General features: G+C 74.5%; 14 protein-coding genes. 7 read left to right on the top strand and 7 right to left on the bottom strand.

Annotation, left to right across the window (positions count from 1 at the left end; genetic code table 11):
- Nucleotides 1-200 precede the first annotated feature (200 nt).
- From AC07DW_RS13810 to AC07DW_RS13840, 7 genes are all read left to right on the top strand, one after another.
- A complete protein-coding gene (locus AC07DW_RS13810) occupies nt 201-1,409 on the top strand; it encodes an MFS transporter (RefSeq protein ID WP_478857848.1) in 1,209 nt (402 codons plus the stop codon).
- On the top strand, nt 1,406-3,055 hold the full coding sequence (gene mdlC, locus AC07DW_RS13815) for a benzoylformate decarboxylase (RefSeq protein ID WP_478857849.1): 1,650 nt from the start codon (nt 1,406-1,408) through the stop codon (nt 3,053-3,055). The genes AC07DW_RS13810 and mdlC overlap by 4 nt, the downstream gene beginning before the upstream one ends.
- Nucleotides 3,056-3,071: 16 nt before the next feature.
- Entirely contained in the window at nt 3,072-3,584 is a 513-nt protein-coding gene (locus tag AC07DW_RS13820) for a cupin domain-containing protein (RefSeq protein WP_478857850.1), read from the top strand.
- A complete protein-coding gene (locus tag AC07DW_RS13825) occupies nt 3,581-4,549 on the top strand; it encodes an NADP-dependent oxidoreductase (RefSeq protein ID WP_478857851.1) in 969 nt (322 codons plus the stop codon). The genes AC07DW_RS13820 and AC07DW_RS13825 overlap by 4 nt, the downstream gene beginning before the upstream one ends.
- Nucleotides 4,546-5,382, top strand: coding sequence for an NAD(P)H-binding protein (locus AC07DW_RS13830; protein WP_478857852.1), 837 nt, complete (start codon nt 4,546-4,548; stop codon nt 5,380-5,382). Before AC07DW_RS13825 ends, AC07DW_RS13830 begins: the two co-directional genes overlap by 4 nt.
- Nucleotides 5,379-5,675, top strand: a complete 297-nt coding sequence (locus tag AC07DW_RS13835) for an antibiotic biosynthesis monooxygenase family protein (protein WP_478857853.1) — start codon at nt 5,379-5,381, stop codon at nt 5,673-5,675. The genes AC07DW_RS13830 and AC07DW_RS13835 overlap by 4 nt, the downstream gene beginning before the upstream one ends.
- Before the next feature lie 93 nt (nt 5,676-5,768).
- Nucleotides 5,769-7,016, top strand: coding sequence for a cation:proton antiporter (locus AC07DW_RS13840; protein ID WP_478857854.1), 1,248 nt, complete (start codon nt 5,769-5,771; stop codon nt 7,014-7,016).
- Here AC07DW_RS13840 and AC07DW_RS13845 read toward each other — a convergent pair.
- From AC07DW_RS13845 to AC07DW_RS13875, 7 genes are read right to left on the bottom strand one after another with little or no spacing between them, the layout of a single operon-like run.
- On the bottom strand, nt 6,953-8,173 hold the full coding sequence (locus AC07DW_RS13845) for a cation:proton antiporter (protein ID WP_478857855.1): 1,221 nt from the start codon (nt 8,171-8,173) through the stop codon (nt 6,953-6,955). The two genes, AC07DW_RS13840 and AC07DW_RS13845, sit on opposite strands and share 64 nt — an antisense overlap.
- Before the next feature lie 4 nt (nt 8,174-8,177).
- Nucleotides 8,178-8,663 (bottom strand): cation:proton antiporter regulatory subunit, encoded by a 486-nt coding sequence (locus AC07DW_RS13850; RefSeq protein WP_064071875.1) that lies wholly within the window; start codon nt 8,661-8,663, stop codon nt 8,178-8,180.
- A 28-nt stretch (nt 8,664-8,691) separates the two neighbouring features.
- Nucleotides 8,692-10,878: a 1,4-alpha-glucan branching protein GlgB gene (gene glgB / locus AC07DW_RS13855; RefSeq protein WP_478857856.1), complete on the bottom strand. Its 2,187-nt coding sequence runs from the start codon at nt 10,876-10,878 to the stop codon at nt 8,692-8,694.
- Nucleotides 10,875-13,079, bottom strand: coding sequence for an alpha-1,4-glucan--maltose-1-phosphate maltosyltransferase (locus AC07DW_RS13860; RefSeq protein WP_478857857.1), 2,205 nt, complete (start codon nt 13,077-13,079; stop codon nt 10,875-10,877). The genes glgB and AC07DW_RS13860 overlap by 4 nt, the downstream gene beginning before the upstream one ends.
- A gap of 48 nt (nt 13,080-13,127) precedes the next feature.
- Nucleotides 13,128-13,895, bottom strand: coding sequence for a MinD/ParA family ATP-binding protein (locus tag AC07DW_RS13865; RefSeq protein WP_478857858.1), 768 nt, complete (start codon nt 13,893-13,895; stop codon nt 13,128-13,130).
- Between the two features lie 22 nt (nt 13,896-13,917).
- Entirely contained in the window at nt 13,918-15,216 is a 1,299-nt protein-coding gene (locus AC07DW_RS13870; RefSeq protein ID WP_478857859.1) for a PP2C family protein-serine/threonine phosphatase, read from the bottom strand.
- 6 nt (nt 15,217-15,222) lie between these two features.
- Nucleotides 15,223-16,014, bottom strand: a complete 792-nt coding sequence (locus AC07DW_RS13875) for an ATP-binding protein (RefSeq protein WP_478857860.1) — start codon at nt 16,012-16,014, stop codon at nt 15,223-15,225.
- Nucleotides 16,015-16,023: the final 9 nt, after the last annotated feature.

Consider the following 16,023-nt stretch of genomic DNA (forward strand, 5'->3'; position numbering starts at 1 on the left):
GCGCGCCCCCGGGACCCCCGCCCCCGCCGGGGCGGCTCCCCCGCAGCCGCGCCTGTCGCCACCACGCCCGGCCCACGCCCCGCCCACACCCGGTTCTCCCCCCCCGCCCGGCCCCCGGGCGGCCCCCACGGGGCCGGTGATCCCCCGAGGCCATGGGCCGGTCACCACGTCCGAACGGAAACAGAAGGAGGGGCTCGCCGATGAGCGGGACCCGGAGCAGTACCCACGCGCTCGCCGCACTCGGCCTCGGCGCGTTCGTCATCGGCACCGCCGAGTTGGTCATCGTCGGCGTCCTCAGCCTCATCGCCGGCGACCTGGACGTGTCCGTCGGGACGGCCGGGCTCCTGGTGACCGCGTACGCGCTGGGCATCTCGCTCGGCGGGCCCGTCGTCACCGCCGCGACCATCAAGCTGCCCCGCCGCACACTGCTGGGGCTCGCCCTGGCCGTGTTCGTCGCCGGCAACCTCGTCGCCGTGTTCGCGTCCGCGTTCGGGCTGCTGCTGGCCGCGCGGGTGGTCACCGGCGCCATCCACGGTCTGTTCATCGGCGTCGCCTCCGCCGTCGCCGCCGGGCTCGTACCGGCCGAACGCCGCGGGCAGGCCGTCTCCATGGTGTTCGGCGGCATCGCGGTGTCCACCGTCATCGGGGTGCCGCTCGGCACGCTCGTCGGCCAGTCCCTCGGCTGGCGCGCCGCCTTCACCGGCATCGTCGTCCTCGGCGCCCTCGCGCTCGTCGCCGTCCTCGCCCTCGTACCCGCCGTCGAGGGCAGCGGCTCCGGCGGGCTGCGCGCCCAGGCCCGGCACGCCTTCGCGCCCCGCGTGCTGGCCATGCTCGGCATCGGACTGCTGCTGCTCGGCGGCCAGTTCACCGCCTTCACCTACCTGGCGCCGTACCTGGAGGACGTCACCGGCATCTCCGGCGGCGGCGTCAGCGCCTTCCTGCTGATCTTCGGCCTCGCCAGCGCCGCCGGCACCTTCGCCGGCGGCAGGTTCGCGGACCGGAACGCCGACCTCACCCTCCTCGTCGGCAACACCGTCCTCGTCCTCGCCCTCGGCGCGCTGCACCTCACCGGCTCCCACCCGGTGCTCGCCGCGGTCGCCCTGGCCGCCTGGGGCCTCGTCGGGTTCGGCATCGTGCCGTCGCTCCAGCTGCGGATCATCTCCCTCGCCGGCCCCGGCGGCGACCTCGCCGCCACCCTGGGCGCCTCCGCCGTCAACGCGGGCATCGCCGCCGGCGCCGCCATCGGCGGCTGGGCGGTCGCCACGTACGGCGTCGGCCGCACGCCCCTCGTCGCCCTGATCGTCTGCGCCCTCGCCCTGCCCGCCACCTGGGCCGGGCGCAAGCTCACCCTTCCCACCGCCCTGGCGGCCCCCGCCAGCCGGCCCACCCCCGTAGGAGACATGCCGTGACCGAGGCAACCGGCCACCGGACCGTACGCGACGAAACGCTGGACGTGCTGCGCCGGCTGGGGCTGACGACCATCTTCAGCAACCCCAGCCACACCGAGATGAAGCTCTTCGAAGCCTGGCCGGACGACGAGTTCCGGTTCGTCATGGGCCTCCAGGAGGCGTCCGTCGTCGGCATGGCGGACGGCTACGCCCAGGCCACCGGTGAACCCGCGCTCGTCATCATCAACGGCGGCCCCGGCCTCGCCAACGCCATGGGCAGCGTCTACACCGCCGCCTCCGCCAAGACCCCCATGGTCATCCTGGGCGGCCAGCAGGCCCGCAAGATGCTCCTCGGCGACCCGTTCCTCATCGCCAAGGACGCCACCCAGCTGCCCAAGCCGTACATCAAGTGGGCCGCCGAACCCGCCCGCCCCCAGGACGTGCCCGCGACCATCGCCCAGGCCTACCGGATCGCCAAGCAGGCGCCGCAGGGCCCGGTGTTCGTGGCCGTCCCCGAGGACGACTTCGTCCGCCCCGCCGACCCCGAGCCGGTGCGCATCCCCACCGTGGAGGACGCCACCGTCCCGTCCCCCGCCGCCCTGGACCGCATCGCCGCCGCCCTCAACGGGGCGCGGCGCCCCGGCCTGATCGCCGGCGGCCCGGTGGACGCCCAGGGGGCGCGCGGCGCGCTGGTCGAGCTGGCCGAGAAGCTCAACGCCCGCGTCTGGGGCGCCCCCGTGTGGAACCGCGGCGCGTTCCCGGAGGACCACCCGCTGTTCGCCGGGGTCCTGCCGCCCATCCCCGAGCTGATCAACGAGCGGCTCGCCGCCCAGCACGACGTGGTCGTCGTCCTCGGCGGGCCCGCGTTCACCCTGTTCACCGCCTGGGACCTGTTCTCCACCGCGCCGGCCGACCTCGACCGGAGCCCCCGGCCCACGCTCACCGCCGACGTCGAGTTCCTGCACGTCACCGACGACCCGCAGGCCGCCGCCGCCACCCTGGCCGACGCGGCGTTCATCGCCCGGCCCGGCGACGTGGTGCGGGCCCTGGTCCCGCTGGTCGAGCAGCGCGAGCGCGTCGAGCTGACCCCCGTGCGCGAGCCCGTCCCCGTACCGGAGCCCTCGACGCCGCTCACCCAGGCGTACCTGTTCCACCTGCTGTCGAAGGAACTGCCCGAGACGGCGGTCCTGTTCGAGGAACTGCCCATCGCCCGCGCCGACTTCCACGAGCAGATCCCGCTCGGCGCCGGCAACGGGTACTTCGCCACCGCCAGCGGCGCGCTCGGCTTCCCCTTCGCCGGCGCCGTCGGCTACGCGCTCGCCCGCCCCGACCGCCGCGCGGTCGTGGTGGTCGGGGAGGGCTCGGCCCAGTACACCCTGCACTCCCTGTGGACCGCGGCCCAGCACAACCTGCCGGTCACCTTCGTCATCCCCGACAACGCCGGCTACCTCTCGCTGAAGTACTACCTCCAGGACCAGAAGTCCTGGGAGAAGGGGTACGACCTCAGCGGCGTCGACATGGCGCAGCTGGCCCGCGGGTTCGGCGTGCGCGGCGAGCGCGTCGAGACCCCCGAGGGCCTCCAGGCGGCGCTGCGCGAGGCGCTGACCGCCGACGGCCCCGTCCTCCTCGACGTCGTGGTCGGCGACCCCGGCCTGTTCCGCCTCTGACCCCCAGGAGACCCGGATGACCACCACCGCACGGCCCACCACGGGGACGAGCGACCCCCACCCCGAGGGCGCCGTCGTCCACCACCCGGCGGGCACCGGCCCGACGTACTGGTTCGGCGACGCCGTCTACACCTTCAAGGCCACCCGCGAGAACACGGGCGGCACGCTCACCTTCGCCGAGGCGTCCGTCCCGCCCGGCGGCGGCCCGCCGCCGCACATCCACCCGCACGCGGACGAGGCGTTCTACATCCTCAACGGCGACATCGAGTTCCTCAACGGCGAGAAGACCTTCGTCGCCCACGACGGCGACTTCGTCTTCGTGCCGCGCGGCACCCGCCACCGGTTCCGCAACGTCGGGCTGCACGTCAGCCGGATGCTGTTCCTGTTCACCCCCGCGTACCTGGAGAACTTCTTCATGGAGATCGGCCACGAGGCGCGGGCCGGCGAGGCCCCGGTCCCGCTGACCGACGAGCGGAAGCGGCAGATCGTGGAGCTCGCGCCCAAGCACGACCTGCGCCTCGCGCCGTGACGCCGGCCGTCATGCGGGCGGCGGTCATCGACGCCTTCGGTACGCCGGACACCCTCCGGGTGCGTGAGGTACCCGTCCCGGTGCCCGGCGAGGGCGAGGTGCTGATCCGCGTCCACGCGGCCGGCGTCAACGCCATCGACCAGGCGACCCGGGCCGGTCAAGGCGTCGGCGTCGACGGGTTCCCCGCCGTGCTCGGCTGGGACGTCTCGGGCACGGTGGCCGCCACCGGCCCGGGCACCCGGCGGTTCACCGAGGGCGACGCCGTGTTCGGCATGCCCCGCTTTCCCGCCCTCGCGGGCGGGTACGCCGAGTACGCCGTCGCCCCGGAGGCCGAACTCGCCGCCAAACCGGACGGCGTCGACCACGTGGTGGCCGCGTCGCTGCCGATGGTGGGCCTCACCGCCTGGCAGACGCTGTTCGAGCACGGCGGGCTGCGGCCGGGCCACCGCGTCCTGGTGTCCGGGGCGGCCGGGGGAGTCGGGCACATCGCGGTGCAACTGGCCGCCGACGCGGGCGCCGAGGTCATCGGCACCGCGTCCCCCGCCAACCACCCGTTCGTCCGCTCCCTCGGCGCCCAGCGGGCCGTCGACTACCGGACCGTCCCGCTCCAGAAGGAGGTCGGGGACGTGGACCTGGCCGTCGACCCCATGGGCGGCGCCGAGTTCTTCCGGCTGCTCGACGTCGTACGCCCCGGCGGGATCGTCGTCACCCTCAAGGGAGAGGGACCCGACCACCGCCGGACCGCGCAGGCCCACGGCGTCCGTGCCGGCTTCACCTACGTGCACCCCGACGGCCCGGTCCTCGACCGGCTCGCCGGCCTCCTCGCCACCGGCGGCGTCCGCCCCGAGATCCAGCGGGTCTTCCCGCTGGACGAGGTGGCACGGGCGCACAGGCTCGGCGAGGAGGGCCACGTACGTGGCCGCCTGGTGCTCGACCTGACGTCTGAGGCGAGGAGACCCGCATGATCCTGGTGACCGGAGCCACCGGCCACGTCGGCGGCGAGCTGACCACGAGGCTGGCCCGCTCCGGCCGGCCGGTGCGCGCCCTGGTCAGGAACGGCGCCGAACCGCCCGCCGGCGCGGAGGCGGCCGTCGGGGACCTCGACCGCCCCGCATCGCTGCGCCCCGCCCTCAAGGGGGCCCGCGCGGTGTTCCTGCTGCCCGGCTACGCGGACATGCCGGGCGTGCTCGGCGAGTGCGCCCGGGCCGGGGTCGAGCACGTGGTGCTGCTCTCCAGCATCGCCGCCCCGGACGGCGACATGGACAACGCCATCTCCCGGTTCATGATCGTCTCCGAGGAGGCGGTACGGGCCTCCGGGCTGCCCTGGACGATCCTGCGGCCCAGCGGCTTCATGTCCAACACCTTCCAGTGGACCGCGCAGCTGGCGGCCGGCGACGTGGTGCGCGCCGCGTTCCCCACCGTGCCGGTCGCCATGATCGACCCGTACGACATCGCGGCCGTCGCCGCGCACGTCCTGCTCGACCCGGACCACCACGGCCGCGCCCACGCCCTGAGCGGGCCCGAACCGCTGCTGCCCGCCGACCGGGTCCGCGTCCTCGGCGAGGTCCTCGGACGCCCCCTGCGCTTCGAGGGCCTGACCGACGAGGAGGCCCGCGAGGAGATGGAGGCCGGCGGCACGCCGCCCGCGTACATCGACGCCTTCTTCCGCTACTACGCGGACGGCACCCTCGACGACTCGCGGGTGCGGCCCACCGTCGCCGAGCTCCTCGGCCGCCCGCCCCGCACCTTCACCCAGTGGGCCCGCGCCCACGCCCACGTCTTCCAGGAGGAACGATGAGCACCGTAGAGACCGTCAGGTTCAAGCTGGTCCCCGGCACCGACACCACCGCCTTCGAGACCCTCGACCGGAAGGTCGAGGACGACTACATGGCCAAGCGTCCCGGCTTCCTGTCCCGCGAAGTCACCCGCAGCGACGACGGGGAGTACCTGGTGATCGTCCACTGGGCCACCCCCGAGGACGCGGACGCCACCATGACCGGCTTCTTCTCCGCCGCCGAGACCCAGGACTTCCTCGCGGCCATCGACAAGAGCACGGTCCAGTCCGGCCGTTACGCCCGGGTCGCCCGCTGACCCGCCGGGCCGCGGCGAGGCCGCACCACGAAGGGCGCCCGGCCTGACCGGGCGCCCTTCGGCTTCCCCCCACCCGACCGAAGGAGCCCCCCGATGACGGACGGCCGGTTCCTGCTGGCCCTCGCGTGCCTGCTGCTGCTCACCCGCACCGCGGGCCGGCTCGCCCGCCGGGCCGGCCAGCCCCCGGTGATCGCCGAACTGGCGGCCGGGCTGCTGCTCGGGCCGTCCCTGCTCGGCGCGGTCGCCCCCGGCGTCCACCGCTTCCTGTTCGGGCCGGACGTCCTGCCCGCCCTGGGCGCCCTCGCCCAACTCGGCCTGGTCCTGTACGCCTTCGGCATCGGCCGCCACCTGGCCGGCCCGGCGGGACCGACGACGGCGCCCCCGGCGCTCGCCGCCGTCGGCGCGGCCTCCGTCCTGCTGCCGATGGCGGCCGGAGCGGTGCTGGCGCTCGCCCTGGACGGCGCCCACGCCGGCCCCCGGGCCACCCCCGCGGCCTCCGCCCTGTTCCTGGGCTGCGCCCTGTCGGTCACCGCGCTGCCGGTCCTCGCCCGGATATTGGACGACGAGGGCCTGACGGCCACCCCCGCGGGCCGCACCAGCCTCGCCGCGGCGGCCGTCGGGGACGCGGTGGCCTGGTGCGTCCTGACCGCCGCGCTGATCGCCTCGGGCACCCTCGGCGCCCGGCACCTGGCCCTGACGGCCACCGGCCTGGTCGCGGTGGCCGTCCTGCTCCGCGCGCGGCCGGGCCCCGCGAGCCGTGGCACCGACCTCGCCCTGACCGTCGCCGGCTGCGCGCTCGCCGCCGCGGCGTCGTCCGCGACCGGGCTCCACCAGCTGCTGGGCGCGCTGCTGTTCGGTTACGTGTACGGCCGCCGCCGTCCGGCCTCGGCCGGAGAACCGGCGCTGAGGTCACTCGACACGGTCGCCGGCACGGTCCTGCTGCCGTGTTTCTTCCTGGGCTTCGGGCAGCGCCTCGACCTCGGCGCGGCCCCGTGGGACGGGCCGCTCACCGCGGTGCTCCTGCTGGTCGCCGTTCTCACCAAGTCGGTGGGGTGCGCGGCGGCCGGCGCCCTCGGCGGTCTGCCGCGCCGCGAGTGGCTGCGCGTCGGGGCGCTGATGAACTCCCGGGGGCTGACCGAGATCGTCGTCATCTCCATCGGCCACGAAGCCGGGCTCATCGACCGGACGCTGCTGATCGCCCTCACCGTCGTCGCCCTGGTCACCACCGCGATGACCGCCCCGGCGCTCCGCCTCGCGGAGCGCCTGGCGGCCGGCCCTCAGTCCCGCACCGGTACCGGCTCGACCACCGCGTCGACCACCGGCGCGACGCCCCGCCGCTGAGCCCGGCGGCCCGTCACCCACAGCGCCACCGGCTCGGTGAACCGCGCCGCCACCGGGCCGAGGACGACCAGCAGCAGCACGTACGCCGTCGCCAGCGGCCCCAGCGCCGGCTCGACGCCCGCGGTGACCGCGAGCCCCGCGATGACGATGGAGAACTCGCCCCGCGCCACCAGCGCCCCGCCCGCCCGCCACCGCCCCCGCTCGCCGATGCCGGCGCGCCTGGCCGCCCAGTACCCCGTGGCGATCTTCGTCAGGGCGGTGAGCAGCGCCAGCGCCAGCGCGGGCAGGAACACGGGCGGGATGGTCGACGGGTCCGTACTGAGCCCGAAGAAGACGAAGAAGACGGCGGCGAACAGGTCCCGCAGCGGCATCAGCAGGTGGTGGGTGTTCTCGGCGACCTCACCGGACAGCGCGATGCCCACCAGGAACGCCCCCACCGCGGCCGACACCTGGAGTTCCTGGGCGAACCCGGACACCAGCAGCGTCAGTCCCAGGACGACCAGCAGCAGCTTCTCCGGGTCGTCGCTGGAGATGAACCGCGAAATGTGCCGCCCGTAGCGGACCGCGACGACCAGCACCACACCGACCGCGCCCAGCGCGATCGCCAGGGTCACCCCGCCCGCCGCCCAGCCGGCGCCGGCGAGCAGCGTCGTCAGGATGGGCAGGTACACGGCCATCGCCAGGTCCTCCAGGACCAGCACGCTCAGGATGGCCGGCGTCTCGCGGTTGCCGATCCGCCCCAGGTCGCCCAGCACCTTGGCGATCACCCCGGACGACGACACCCAGGTCACCCCGGCCAGCACCACCGCGGCCACCGGGCCCCAGCCCATCAGCAGCGCGACGGCCGCGCCCGGCACGGCGTTGAGCACGAAGTCCACCGCCCCGGCCGGGGCGTGCGTCCTCAGGTGCCCCACCAGGTCACCGGCCGTGTACTCCAGCCCCAGCATCAGCAGCAGCAGCACGACCCCGATCTCGGCGCCGATCTCGATGAACTCCTCACTGCCGCCCAGCGGGACGATCCCGCCGTGCCCGAAGACCAGCCCGGCCAGCAGGTACAGCGGTATGGGGGAGAAGCGCACCCGTGCGGCGAACCGGCCGAGCAGCCCGAGCGCCAGCACCACCGCGCCGAACTCGATCAGGAAGACAGCGGAATGCACGACATCACTTCCGTTCGAGGATGGCGTGCGCCGCGTCCACGCCCTCGCGGGTGCCGACGACGATGATCGTGTCCCCGCCGCGCAGCCGGAACTCCGGCCCCGGGGACGGGATCGGGTGCGCGCGGCGCATGACGGCGACGATCGACGCGCCCGTCGCGGTCCGCATCCTCGTCTCGCCCAGCTGCCGGCCGTTCCAGTACGAGTCGCCGGTCACCGTGACCCGCTCCGCCAGCAGCCCGAAGTCGCTGGTGTGCAGCAGGTTCGGGTTGTTGTGGCCGGGGAGCAGCGCCTCGGTGAGGGTGAGCGCCTCCGCGCCGGTCAGCCGCATGGACAGGCCGCACGAGTCGGGGTCGTCGTCGTGGTGGACGTTGAGGGTGCGGGTGCCGTCGCGGTGGGCGACGACCGACAGGGTGTCGTGCCGCCGGGTGGTGAGCTCGTACTGCACGCCGATCCCGGGCAGCGGGGTGGTCCTCAGTCGCGGTGCGGGCATGGCGGGTCGCCTCCCTCTCCAGTCGTTGTCAGCTGTGCGGCGAAAGCCAGACGGCGCCGAGCGGCGGCAGCGTGAGCTCCGCGCTGGCGGGCAGTCCCTGCCAGGGCACGTCCCGTGCCCGCACCGGCCCGGCGTTCGTCACGCCGCTGCCGCCGTACGCCGCCGCGTCGGTGCTCAGCACCTCGGTCCAGTCGCCCGCCGACGGCAGGCCGACCCGGAAGCCGGGGCGGGCGGCGGGCTGGAAGTTGAAGACGCACACCAGCGGTCCGCCCGACTCCCCGTACCGCACGAACGAGTACACGTTGTCCTGCGCGGCGTCCGCGTCGATCCAGCGGAACCCCTCCGGGCGGGTGTCGCGGCTCCACAGCGCCGGGTCGGCCAGGTAGTGCCGGTTGAGGTCGCGCACCAGGTCGCGGACCCCGGCGTGAGGGGCGTACCCCGTCAGTGACCAGTCGGGGCCCCGGTCGTGGGACCACTCGCTGTCCTGGGCGAACTCCTGCCCCATGAACAGCAGGTGCTTCCCGGGGAAGGCCCACATCCACGCCAGGTAGGCGCGTAGGTTCGCGAACCGCTGCCACCGGTCGCCGGGCATCTTGCCGAGCAGCGACCCCTTGCCGTGGACCACCTCGTCGTGGCTGATCGGCAGCAGGTGGTTCTCGGCGTACGCGTACATCGTCGCGAACGTCATCGCGTGGTGGTGGTACTGCCGGTGCACGGGGTCGTTGGCCATGTACGACAGCGAGTCGTGCATCCAGCCCATGTTCCACTTCAGGTCGAAGCCCAGACCGCCCTCGTCGGTGGAGCGGGTCACCCCGTCCCAGGCCGTCGACTCCTCGGCGACGGTGACGACCCCGGGACAGCGGCGCTGCACGGTGGCGTTCATCTCCTGGAGGAACTCGACCGCTTCGAGGTTCTCCCGCCCGCCGTAGGCGTTGGGCAGCCATTCGCCGTCCCGCCGGGAGTAGTCGAGGTACAGCATGGAGGCGACGGCGTCCACGCGTATCCCGTCGACGTGGAACTCCTCGCACCAGTACACGGCGTTGGCGACCAGGAAGTTGCGCACTTCCGCGCGCCCGTAGTCGAAGACGAGCGTCCCCCAGTCGGGGTGCTCGCCCCGGCGCGGGTCGGGGTGCTCGTACAGCGGGGTGCCGTCGAACCGGGCGAGCGCCCAGTCGTCCTTCGGGAAGTGCGCGGGCACCCAGTCCACGATCACCCCGATGCCCGCCCGGTGCAGCCGGTCGACCAGGTACCGGAAGTCGTCGGGGGAGCCCGGCTTCGCCATCGGCGCGTAGTAGGACGTCACCTGGTAGCCCCACGAGCCGCCGAAGGGGTGCTCGGCGGGCGGCAGGAACTCCACGTGGGTGAAGCCCAGCCCCTTCAGGTACCCGGGGAGCTCATGGGCCAGCTCCCGGTAGCCGAGGCCGGGCCGCCAGGAGGGCAGGTGCATCTCGTACACGCTCATCGGCGCCGAGGTGGCGGGCCGCTCGCCGCGGCGGCGCATCCAGTCGCCGTCGCCCCAGCGGTACGCGGAGCTGTGGACGACCGACGCGGTGCCGGGCGCCGGCTCGGCCGACGTCGCCAGCGGGTCGGCCTTCTGGATCCAGCGGCCGTCGGGGGTGAGGATCTCGTACTTGTAGCGGCAGCCCGGCTCCACCCCCGGGACGAACAGCTCCCACACCCCACTGGCCCCGAGCGACCGCATCGGATGGGCGGCGCCGTCCCAGTGGTTGAGGTCGCCGACCAGGCGTACGGCACGGGCGCCGGGCGCCCACACGGCGAAGGCGGTGCCGCGCGTCCGGCCGTGCCCGGACTCGTGCTCGCGGACGGTGGCGCCGAGGACCCGCCACAGCTGCTCGTGGCGGCCCTCCCGGATCAGGTGCAGGTCGAGCTCGCCGAGCGTCGGCAGATAGCGGTAGGGGTCGTCGTACGTGAACACGGTGTCGCCGTAGACCGCGGCGACCCGGTAGTCCGGTACGTCCCGGCCGGGCAGCACGCAGGAGAAGACGCCCCCGCCCTCGTGGGCCAGCTCGGCGAGCGGCCCGCCTGACGGACCGGTGAGGGTCACGCCGTCGGCCAGCGGGCGCAGCACCCGTACCGTCACGCCGGCGGGGCCCGGGTGGGGGCCGAGGAGCGCGTGCGGGTCGCTGACCTCGCCGCTGGTGAGGCGCTTGAGGTCGGTGGCGGGCAGATGGGTGTCGGCCATTTCGCGGTTCACGACGCGCTGTCCCCGTTCGTGAGGATGTGGGCGACCTGCCGGCGCGGGTCGAGACGTACGTAGTTGCTGCGGTCCCAGGTGTAGGTGGCGCCGTCGCCGGAGAGCTCGTCGCGGACGGTGAACGTGCCGGTCCGGTCCAGCCCGAGGGCGGGCAGGTCCAGCGAGACGGTCGTCTCCCGGACGCCGTGCGGGTCGAGGTTGAGCACCACGAGCACCCAGTCGTCCCCGTGCCGTTTGGAGAAGCACACCACCGCGTCGTCGTCGGCGCGGTGGAAGCGCAGGTTGCGCAGCTGCCGCAGGGCGGGGTGGGCGCGGCGCACCTCGTTGAGGGTGCGCAGCAGCGGCGCCAGCGAGGTGCCCGCGGCCTCCTCGGCGGCCCAGTCGCGGGGCCGGTACTGGTACTTCTCCGAGTCCAGGTACTCCTCGCTGCCGGGGCCGGCGGCCACGTTCTCGCACAGCTCGAACCCCGCGTACACGCCCCAGGTGGGGGACGCCATGGCGGCGAGGACGGCCCGTACCTCGAAGGCGGGCCGGCCGCCGTACTGGAGGTAGGCGTGCAGGATGTCCGGGGTGTTCACGAACAGGTTGGGGCGCAGGTGGGCGGCGCTCTCCTCGCCGCCGAGCCCGGCCAGCTCGGACAGGTAGGACTCCACCTCGTCCTTGGAGTTGCGCCAGGTGAAGTACGTGTACGACTGGTGGAACCCGACGCGGGCCAGGGCGTGCAGCATCGCCGGGCGGGTGAACGCCTCGGCGAGGAACAGCACGTCGGGGTCGGTGGCGTGGACCGCTTCGATCAGCCGCTCCCAGAACGCCACCGGCTTGGTGTGCGGGTTGTCGACCCGGAAGATCCGCACCCCGTGCGCCATCCAGTGGCGCAGGATCCGCAGGCACTCCGCGTGCAGCCCCTCGGGGTCGGTGTCGAAGTCGATCGGGTAGATGTCCTGGTACTTCTTGGGCGGGTTCTCGGCGTACGCGATCGAGCCGTCGATCCGGTGCCGGAACCACTCCGGGTGCTCCGTCACCCACGGGTGGTCGGGCGAGCACTGGAGGGCGAAGTCCAGGGCGACCTCCAGGCCGAGCTCGCGCGCCCGGCCGACGAAGGCGTCGAAGTCGTCGAGGGTGCCCAGGTCGGGGTGGACCGCGTCGTGCCCGCCGTCCGCCGAGCCGATCGCCCACGGGGAGCCCGGGTCGTGCGGTCCGGGCGTGAGCGTGTTGCCCGGACCCTTGCGGTGGGAGGTGCCGATGGGGTGGACCGGCGGCAGGTACACCACGTCGAAGCCCATCGCGGCCACCGCGTCCAGCCGGCGCGCCGCCGTCCGGAAGGTGCCCGAGCGGGGCGGTTCCAGGTGCCCGTCGGGGCCCGGCTCCGCGGGCACGACCGCGCCCTCGGAGCGGGGGAAGAACTCGTACCAGGAGCCGTACAGGGCGCGTTCGCGGTCGACCCGCAGCGGCAGCTCGCCCGACGAGGTCACCAGCTCGCGCAGCGGACGCGCCGCGAGCAGGCCGGTCACCACGGGGGCGAGGGCCGCGGCGTGCCGTTCCGCCACGGGCAGCGAGACGTCCCGGAGGCGGGCGGCCGCGTCCGTCAGGGGCGCGCCCTCGCCGGCGGGGAACGCCCCGGCGGCCCGCTCCAGGAGGGCGGCGCCCTCCTGGAGGACCAGCTCCACGTCGATGCCCGCCGGGACCTTCACCTCCGCGGTGTGGCGCCAGGTCGCCACCGGGTCGGCCCACGCCTCCACGCGGTACGTCCAGTCGCCCTCCCGGTCCGCCGACACGGGTGCGGCGTACCGGTCGGTTCCGGGTGCCGTCAGCCGCATGGGCGTCCACGGGCCGGGCTCCCCTCCGGGGCCCGTCAGCACCACGTTGGCGGCCACCGCGTCGTGCCCCTCCCGGAACACGGTGGCGCTCACCTCGAACACCTCTCCCGGAACGGCGCGGGCGGGACGCCGCCCTCCGTCCACGCGGGGCCGTACGTCCACGACCGGGATGCGCCCGACGGTGGGCGCGAAGGTCCGGGGTGCCGCCGCGCGGGCGGCCGGCGGCGCGCCCGCCGTGTCCGCGTCACCGGTTCGCCGCGAGGGGCCGGCCCCGGCGGACGGGGCGGTGCCGCCCGTCCGGGCGTCCGCGCCCCGGGGGGTGGACGCGCCGGGCCGGGCCGTGCCCTTCGGCGTGGCGTCGCGGTGTCTGGTCCTGCCGTGCATCGTCGTGCCTCCTCGCACCGGGGTGCAGTCGCTGGAAAGGCGCCGGTGTCACCGGCGTATCGCGGTGGTGCCGTTGCTCACGGCGGAGATGATCCGGCGGTAGCCCGTGACCAGCGGGTGGTGCGGGTAGGCCGGGCTGAAGAGCCGCTCACCGGCGAGGGACGCCATCTCCGGGGCGTACGGCAGGACGGCGGTGATCTCCGTGGCGTACGCGGACTCGACCTCCGCGCGCATCCGCGCGTCGACCACGCCGTCCGGCACCATGCTGAGCGCCACGCTCACCCGTACGCAGCCGAGCCGGCCCGCCAGCGCCATGGTCTCGGCGGCGCCCGCGAGGTCGAGCCGGTCGGCCCGGGTGACGATCACCAGCGCGTCGGAGCTGGCCATCGCCGTCACGGTCTCGTTGTTGAACCCGGCATGGGTGTCGAGGAGCAGCACGTCGAGGGCCAGCAGGTCGATCAGCCGGTCGAAGCCCTCGCGCAGCAGCCCCACGTCGTAGCCGCGCCCCATGATCTCGTTGATGCCGGCCGCCCCGCTCCTGGCCGGTACCAGGAAGACACCGTCGTGGCCCACGTCCGCCCGGCAGGGGTAGGCCGCGTCCTCGATCTCGCAGTGGCCGACCAGGTAGTCCGCGAGCGAGCGGCGGGCGGCGGGCACGGTGTCACCGAACATCAGGTCCAGGGCGGGCGTCTGGATGTCCGTGTCCACGAGCGCGACCCGGCGGCCCCCGGAGGCCAGGAGCAACGCGAGGTTGGCGGCCGTGCTGGACTTCCCCGTACCCCCTCGGTAGGAGTGCACGGTGATGATCTGCGACATGGATCCCATCCGGTGAATCGGTCTAGTGGTCGTCCTGGCCGTGGGCCCGGCGGTGGTCGTGTGCGCGGGCGTCGTCCCCGCCCTCCCCGGGCAGCCGCCAGTGGACGGCCATCATGGTGATGTCGTCCGACTGCTCGGACGGGCCGACGAACTCGCTCAGCACCCCGTCCATGTGGTCCAGCAGCTCCTCCCCGCGCACCGCCGCCCGCCCCAGCTCCGTGAGCAACTGCTCGTCGCCGAAGAACCGCCCCGACATCGACCGGGCCTCGGTCACCCCGTCGGTGTAGACGAAGAGGGTGTCGCCGGGGCCGATCTGCGCGTACCCGAGCGAGAAGGTGCCGTCGGGGATCACGCCGACGGCGGGCCCGGTGGGTTCGAGCAGCACCGGGTCCTTGCCCTCGCCGCTCACCAGGACGGGCGGGTTGTGGCCGCCGTTGATGTAGACGAGGTTGCCGGTGAGCGGGTCCAGGACGCCGAAGAACATGGTGGCGAAGTAGCCCTGCCGGATGTGGTTCCTGGTCAGGTAGTTGTTGGTGCCCACCACGGCGTTGAGCAGCGGCGTGGCCCCGACCACCGGGATGGCCCGGCTCTGCTCGCCCCAGCCCGCGTCCTCGCCCAGCAGGTCGGCGGCGATCAGGCTCTGCAGTCCGCTCTGCTCGGCGGTGTGCCGCAGCAGGCTGCGGATGAGCGCCATGAACAGCGCGGCGCCGACGCCCTTGTCGCAGACGTCGGCCACGACCAGCGCGAGGCGGCGGTTGTTGACCAGCTCGAACACGTCGTAGAAGTCGCCGGCGACGGTCCGGGCGGGCCGGAAGCGGACGTGGATCTCCCAGCCGTCGGGGTTGGGCAGCGTCTCGGGCAGGAAGCCCATCTGGATCTCCCGCCCGATCTCCAGCTCCCGCTCGTAGCTGAGCAGTTCGGCGCGGGCGGTGACGTCCTCCATGGTCCGGGTGAAGTTGGCCCGCTCGTGGCAGTCGCGCAGCCGGGCCCGTACGAGGTCGGGGTAGAACGGCGGCACCAGGTAGTCGGAGCCGGCGTGGATGTGGCTTCCCAGCAGGTGCAGGTCGTGCTCGGCGAACGCCACGACGGTCGGCCGCTGCCCCTCGTCGTCCAGCCGGCGCGCCACGGCGCGGACGGTGTGCGGCGACAGGCCCGCGTAGGCCAGCAGCACCTCCGTGGTGGGCAGTTGGCCGTGCTGGACGACCAGCACGTCGGCCGGGGTGCGGATGCGCACCACGGCGCCCACGCTGTCCAGGGCCTTCAGCAGCTCCGGCGGCGCGCTGCGGTGCTCGTCCAGGAGCAGCACATTGGTCTGGAGCATGTCACCTCATCCCGTCCCGGGGCCGGCGGCCGTGGCCGAGCGGCGCATCACGAGCGTGCTCACATTGCGGCCGGCGACCAGCTCGTACTCGAAGGAGTCGACCGCCGTGAAGGCGAGGAAGACCCCGAGCCCACCGATCTGCCGTTCGGCGAGCGGCACGTCGAGCACCGGGGCGCGCATGCCCTGGCGCGGGTCGAAGGCCGGGGCGTCGTCCTCGAAGCGCACCCACACCTGGTCCGGGTCGATGCCGCCGTCCACGGAGATCTCACCGGTGGCGCCCCGGTAGCCGTGCATGACGATGTTGGTCGCCAGCTCGTCGGCGGCCAGCCGCAGCCGGTACACGGAGCTCTGCGGCAGTTCGGCCCGCGCGCCGAGGCCCAGCACCAACTCGGCGACCCGGTCCAGGCACGCCAGCCGCGCGGGGATCCGCAGCGCGTCCGGCGTCCCGGGGGTCCACGGCCCGGCGCCGGCGCCCTTCGCGCCGCCGGGGCGTGCGCCCGCGCCGTCCGGGACCCCGCCCGGTCTCGGTGCCGGTCTCGGTGCCGAGCCCGGTTCCGGCCCTGGTCCCGGTCCCGGGCGCGGGCCCCGTGCCGCCCCGGCCCCGGTCGCGCCCGGGCCGTGGGACGTGCCCGCCGCACCCGGGCCGCCCGGCACGCCCGGCGCGCAGGTGGCCGGCGCGCGGCCGGCAGCGGCTGCCGGCGCACCGGGAAGGGCACCGCCCGACGGGGCGAGGCCGCCCGGGGCGAGGGATCCGGCGGACGTGCCGGACGGCGACGTGGCGCCGGAGTCGAGGCCCATGTCTCCCCG

It is taken from the genome of Streptomyces sp. NPDC045701 (assembly GCF_056432045.1).

Coding starts and splice junctions, on each gene's coding strand:
- AC07DW_RS13810 (WP_478857848.1), top strand. CDS start 201: ATGAGCGGGACCCGGAGCAGTACCCACGCGCTCGCCGCACTCGGCCTC.
- AC07DW_RS13820 (WP_478857850.1), top strand. CDS start 3,072: ATGACCACCACCGCACGGCCCACCACGGGGACGAGCGACCCCCACCCC.
- AC07DW_RS13830 (WP_478857852.1), top strand. CDS start 4,546: ATGATCCTGGTGACCGGAGCCACCGGCCACGTCGGCGGCGAGCTGACC.
- AC07DW_RS13835 (WP_478857853.1), top strand. CDS start 5,379: ATGAGCACCGTAGAGACCGTCAGGTTCAAGCTGGTCCCCGGCACCGAC.
- AC07DW_RS13840 (WP_478857854.1), top strand. CDS start 5,769: ATGACGGACGGCCGGTTCCTGCTGGCCCTCGCGTGCCTGCTGCTGCTC.
- AC07DW_RS13850 (WP_064071875.1), bottom strand. CDS start 8,663: ATGCCCGCACCGCGACTGAGGACCACCCCGCTGCCCGGGATCGGCGTG.
- AC07DW_RS13860 (WP_478857857.1), bottom strand. CDS start 13,079: ATGCACGGCAGGACCAGACACCGCGACGCCACGCCGAAGGGCACGGCC.
- AC07DW_RS13865 (WP_478857858.1), bottom strand. CDS start 13,895: ATGTCGCAGATCATCACCGTGCACTCCTACCGAGGGGGTACGGGGAAG.
- AC07DW_RS13870 (WP_478857859.1), bottom strand. CDS start 15,216: ATGCTCCAGACCAATGTGCTGCTCCTGGACGAGCACCGCAGCGCGCCG.
- AC07DW_RS13875 (WP_478857860.1), bottom strand. CDS start 16,014: ATGGGCCTCGACTCCGGCGCCACGTCGCCGTCCGGCACGTCCGCCGGA.